The sequence below is a fragment of the Candidatus Symbiopectobacterium sp. genome (genome assembly GCF_020054415.1).
Lineage (GTDB): Bacteria > Pseudomonadota > Gammaproteobacteria > Enterobacterales > Enterobacteriaceae > Symbiopectobacterium.
On the sequence record NZ_JAHWCO010000420.1, the window covers coordinates 1 to 5,286 of the forward strand.

The window sequence follows — 5,286 nt, forward strand, 5'->3', positions numbered from 1 at the left end:
ACCGCGCTGCTTGAGTGCCTTGTTATAAGAGGGCCAGTTGGTGATTTTAAAATTTTGTTTTGCCATGGAGACCTGATTTTGAAACAACTGTGGTGATCTGCTCCGATGATTACCCAAAAGTTCTATTTATTCAACAAAGCCCCTATAACCCTAAAATACTTGACCGTTAACATATGAAGAGTTATTATAACACTATAAAAACAACACAGAGAGCCGGAGGATGGATAGCAGGAATGGCTTTGTTGAATAAATAGATTTTATGCTGGCAGCCCAGTGAAACGACGGATCCTCGCAACGCAAAATCATGCAGTTAGGCCTCATGAGAAAAGTGTACACCTGAGATGACAAGCATTTTCAACCAAAACTGGCATGGAAAAACAGCATGATTACCTATTATTCAATAAAGCCCCATTACTTGTAATGTAATCGGGGTAAAAGAAATAAGTTATAAGTATCAATCGCTGGACGGACTGAGAGGTGTTTGTGCTGCTCTGGTGGCTATTTTTCACACATACTGGAGAGCGGGAAATGAGCCCGATACATACTGGTCGATTGATTATCTTGATAGCCATACATTGAAGAGTGCTATGTTACTTATCGGTGAGATTCCGGTTGGTGTTTTCTTCATATTGTCAGGTTTTCTATTCTTTAAAAAAGCTCTCAAATACCAGAATTTTAGTACCAAAGATTTTTTTATATCTCGGATACTGAGAATATACCCACCAGTTTTAGCCTCATTACTGATTATATATCTAGCGACATTTGTAATGAGTGGTGGGGATGTTATTACCCCTTTCATGTGGTTTATAAATGCCCTTCCATTCATTTCTGAATACCAGGGTATTTTGGTTAATGGTTTCCCAATCAACATAACTAACTCCGGGGTGTTCTGGACGTTGGTCTGGGAGTTCAGACTTTATATCACTATACCTTTCTTATATTTGTTAATGAAACATTTAACCCACAAAAAAACAGCAGTTATTAGGCTTTGTTGAATAATAGTGAGTCATGCTGTTTTGCCAAGCCAGTTTTGGTAGAAAATGCTTGTCACCTCAGGTGTACAGTTTTCTTATGAGGCCTAACTGCATGATTTTGCGTTGCGAGGATCCGTCGTTTCACTGGACTGCCAGCATAAAATCTATTTATTCAACAAAGCCTGGTAGGGCATAAGCATAAAATCGGTTTTCAGGGCACGCTGCTTATCGAACCGAAACCGCAGGAGCCGACCAAGCATCAGTACGATTACGATGTGGCAACCGTTTATGGTTTCCTGAAACAGTTCGGTTTAGAAAAAGAGATCAAGGTTAATATTGAAGCAAACCACGCTACGCTGGCAGGACACACGTTCCACCATGAAATCGCCACTGCCATCGCGCTGGGGATTTTTGGTTCGGTTGATGCCAACCGTGGCGACCCGCAGTTGGGCTGGGATACTGATCGGTTTCCGAACAGTGTGGAAGAGAATGCCTTAATCATGTATGAGATCCTCAAAGCGGGTGGCTTCACAACCGGTGGACTGAATTTTGACGCCAAAGTGCGTCGCCAAAGCACCGATCGCTACGGTCTGTTCCATGCCCATATAGGTGCCATGGATACGCTGGCGTTGTCGCTAAAAGTCGCAGCCCGGATGCTGGAAGATGACAAGTTGAACCAATGGGTTGCTAAACGCTATGCGGGCTGGAACGGCGAACTTGGGCAGCAAATCCTGTAAGGTAAACTTTCCCTCGAACAGTTGGCAAAATACGTCCACGCAAAACAACTCGCACCGAAACACCAAAGCGGGCATCAGGAAATGTTGGAGAATTTGATCAACAACTACCTATATCAGTAAGGGTTAAAAGTCGCCTATTCTCACGGATGTTGCGACTTATCCGTGGGAATAACGCGGTGGGAATTACAGCGGTATCGGCAGGTCTAAACAAGGATCTCACATTATGTATATGGGTATCGATCTCGGCACGTCGGGCGTAAAGACCCTTCTGTTGAATGAGGAATGCTGCGTCATTGCCGCATAAAGCGCACCGTTAACGGTATCCCTCCCCCATCCACTCTGGTCTGAGCAATCTCCCGAGGCGTGGTGGATAGCAACCGATGCCACGGTACAAGCGCTGGCAACACAGCAAGATTTACATGCCGTTAAGGCTATCGGCCTGACAGGGCAAATGCATGGCGCTACCTTGCTCGACAAACAGCATCGGGTGTTACGCCCCGCGATGCTGTGGAACGATGGCCGCAGTGCCGCACAATGCCACACGTTGGAACAACAGGTGCCTGATTCTCGCCAGATTACGGGTAATCTGATGATGCCGGGCTTCACGGCTCCTAAACTGAAATGGGTTCAGGAACATGAGCACACATGCCTTCGGCAGATTGATAAGGTTCTGTTACCCAAAGACTACCTGCGCTGGCGTATGACGGGCGAATTTGCCAGCGACATGTCGGATGCCGCCGGTACGATGTGGTTGGATGTCGGTAAACGGGACTGGAGTGATACGCTGCTCGCTGCCTGTTCGCTCGATCGCGAGGCAATGCCTGACTTGTTTGAAGGCAATCAGATAACCGGTTACCTTTCTGATGCACTGGCACAGCGCTGGAACATGAATAGCGTCCCAGTGGTCGCCGGTGGCGGTGATAACTCAGCGGGTGCCGTTGGGGTAGGCCTGTGGCAAGCGGGGCAAGCGGGGCAAGCGGGGCAAGCCATGCTGTCACTGGGAACATCCGGCGTCTACTTTGCGGTCAGCGATGGTTTTCTCAGCAACCCACAGCATGCGGTGCACAGCTTCTGCCATGCCTTACCGGGCACCCGGCATTTGATGTCGGTGATGTTGAGCGCGGCATCGTGTCTGGACTGGGTAGCTCGACTGACCCATGCCGAAAGCGTATCGCAATTACTGGAAGAAGTGGCACAGGCCACTGTCAGCACCAGCGTACCGCAGGTCTGGTTCCTCCCCTACCTTTCAGGCGAGCGTACCCCGCACAATAATCCGCAGGCAAAAGGCGCTTTTTGGGGATTAACCCACCAGCACGGTCGGGCAGAACTGGCGCGCGCCGTGTTGGAAGGAGTTGGGTTCGCGCTTGCCGATGGCATGGACGTGCTGCACATGACCGGGCTGCGCCCCTCCAGTATCACGTTGATTGGCGGTGGTGCACGCAGCGCGTACTGGCGTCAAATGCTGGCGGATATCAGCGGAAAGACGCTGGAGTACCGCACTGGCGGCGATGTCGGCCCCGCTCTGGGGGCGGCCTCGCTGGCAAAAAGCGCCGTGAATCCCGCTATCTCTCTGGCCGACCTGTTGCCACCGCTGCCTCTGGAACAGATTCACCAGCCCGATGCCGCACAGCACGCCCGCTATGCGCAGCAACGAGAAACGTTTCGTATGCTCTACCAGCAGTTGCGCCCATTGATGAACGATATCCATTAACTAACCCAACGCCGGATGTCGCATCGCTGCACCAACAGGGAAAGCAGTATGCTGCATACCACCGCGCAGAAAAAACGTAAAAGATATCCTGTATCGGCCACCCTTTCAGGGCCAGATCGCGAGTACGAATAAAATGAATAATCAGGGCATGGAAGCCATAAATAGCCAGAGAATGGCGGGAGATAAACGAAAATCCGGGCAAAGGTGCGCTCAGTGCTGCAGCTTTGAACAGGATCATCGGGCATACTGCCGCAATAAACACCAACGGGTTGGCATAGAGGTAGAACGTTTGGGTAAAGTTGTCGTTTGTTAACGTCTGCTGTGAGGTGCCCATCGCAATCAGCAGCACGGAGACAACAAACAACGGCACTGCGCCCAGCGTGACCCAACGCGTGGGCGTTAACGTCCCTAAAGCACGCCCCACTACCGCATACAGCAGGTAGTAAAACGTGTCGCCCACAATATACACGTTGATGGGTAACAACGGGGTATGCCCTATCGTCAGTTCAGGCGTATTGGGATTGGCGACAACGGCTAGAATCAATACGACTACGACAAGATAACGTCCTGATACCGGGGGAACCCGTACTAGCGGCGATAGCAGATAGATAACCAGAATGGCATAGAAAAACCACAGACGATAAAAGACCGGCTTTTGCCAAAACAGCCGTAGCGCGTTGCCTGCATGAATAGGTGTCAGCAATGCCATATACGCCAAGGCCACCGCGCTGTAAAACAGCAGGCAGAAGCCAATACGCAGCATGTGTTTTTTTCCGCCCGCCGCTCGCCAAAAAACAGGTAGCCGGAAATCATAAAGAACAGCGGAACCCCCACCCGGCACGCGGAATTTAGCAAGTTTGCCACATCCCAATGGCGCTCTCCCGGCATACCTGCAGCCGTAATGTAATAGGTGGTGCTATGGATCAACACCACCATCAGGCAGGCGACGGCGCGTAGATTATCGACCCAGCCTATCTTGTCCGACATGGGGCTACCCTTTTGTTTTTAACAACATAAGGGTAGCACCCATACGGGGATGCCTCAATGGCAGGGATTCTGGAAATGCTGTTATGGTGATCGACTGACATCACAACGCTAATGAGTAGACGCGCGATGATTCCCCCCACGGATGATAGCCCTCTCCGGCATAGACAAATCCTACTTGCTCATAGAATCCGACCAGATCGGTACACAGATGCAGGTGGGAAAAGCCGTGTTTTTTCGCTTCATCGGCGATATGACGCATCAATTGGCGAGCGAGACCACGAGAACGACAGTCAGGTTCTACATAAAGCGCACACAGCCACGGGTAAAGCTCCATCCGACTGATAAAATCATTGGTAATCAGTCCGGCACAGCCAACAATCCGCTCGTCTTCAACCAGCAGGTACCACTGTGGCAACGGATTATGTGCCGTCAGCGTGCGTATTCGCATGCGATCGATCATCGATTCGCATCTAAGGTCGATCACGTTTTCGCATCGTATCGATCATCCGGGGACCTAACTTTTTTATCGTGTTAGCGTGTTTCTTCTGCGCTTTCCACTACCGGGCTATTTTTCCTTAATGATTCTCCCTTAAGCTCCAGTCTGTGGGCGTTGCGGATCAGCCGATCCAGGAAGGCATCGGCCGCCGTAGTGTTTTCCATCACCCCGTACCATTGCTCCACCGGCAACTGGCTGATCAGGATCGTACTGGTTTGCCCATATAGGTATTCCGTTATTTCGGTCGTGTATTCAATGAGTTGATGTAGCATCAAACGTAGTACTCGCGTTCGATGTAAGTACCGATGATCCTATCGTGCATTTCGGATGATTTTGAATATCCGAGCGTCTTGCGATTGAGCCGTTGCAATCGGTTACGCA

Annotated in this window: 3 protein-coding genes and 4 pseudogenes; 3 read left to right on the top strand and 4 right to left on the bottom strand. The window is 50.2% G+C overall.

Translation table 11 applies throughout. The annotated features are described in order from the left end of the window. Window positions 1–494: 494 nt before the first annotated feature. From QZ506_RS21625 to xylB, 3 genes and pseudogenes are all read left to right on the top strand, one after another. A complete protein-coding gene (locus QZ506_RS21625) occupies window positions 495–995 on the top strand; it encodes an acyltransferase family protein (protein WP_367273017.1) in 501 nt (166 codons plus the stop codon). 161 nt (window positions 996–1,156) lie between these two features. Next, window positions 1,157–1,831: pseudogene (locus tag QZ506_RS12365) on the top strand (xylose isomerase); the annotation flags it as partial. 103 nt (window positions 1,832–1,934) lie between these two features. After that, window positions 1,935–3,422: pseudogene (gene xylB / locus QZ506_RS12370) on the top strand (xylulokinase). On the opposite strand, the pseudogene QZ506_RS12375 reads toward xylB, so the two are convergent. The 4 genes and pseudogenes from QZ506_RS12375 to QZ506_RS12390 form a co-directional block, all read right to left on the bottom strand. Continuing rightward, window positions 3,419–4,409: pseudogene (locus tag QZ506_RS12375) on the bottom strand (acyltransferase). The pseudogenes xylB and QZ506_RS12375 sit on opposite strands and share 4 nt — an antisense overlap. A gap of 100 nt (window positions 4,410–4,509) precedes the next feature. Further along, window positions 4,510–4,842: pseudogene (locus tag QZ506_RS12380) on the bottom strand (GNAT family N-acetyltransferase); the annotation flags it as partial. 98 nt (window positions 4,843–4,940) lie between these two features. Next, window positions 4,941–5,177, bottom strand: a complete 237-nt coding sequence (locus QZ506_RS12385; RefSeq protein ID WP_367273018.1) for an ATP-binding protein — start codon at window positions 5,175–5,177, stop codon at window positions 4,941–4,943. Beyond that, the coding region (locus tag QZ506_RS12390) for an IS1 family transposase (RefSeq protein WP_291968657.1) at window positions 5,177–5,286 on the bottom strand (110 nt) is incomplete at its 5' end. The genes QZ506_RS12390 and QZ506_RS12385, both read right to left, overlap by 1 nt.

Coding starts and splice junctions, on each gene's coding strand:
- QZ506_RS12385 (WP_367273018.1), bottom strand. CDS start 5,177: ATGCTACATCAACTCATTGAATACACGACCGAAATAACGGAATACCTA.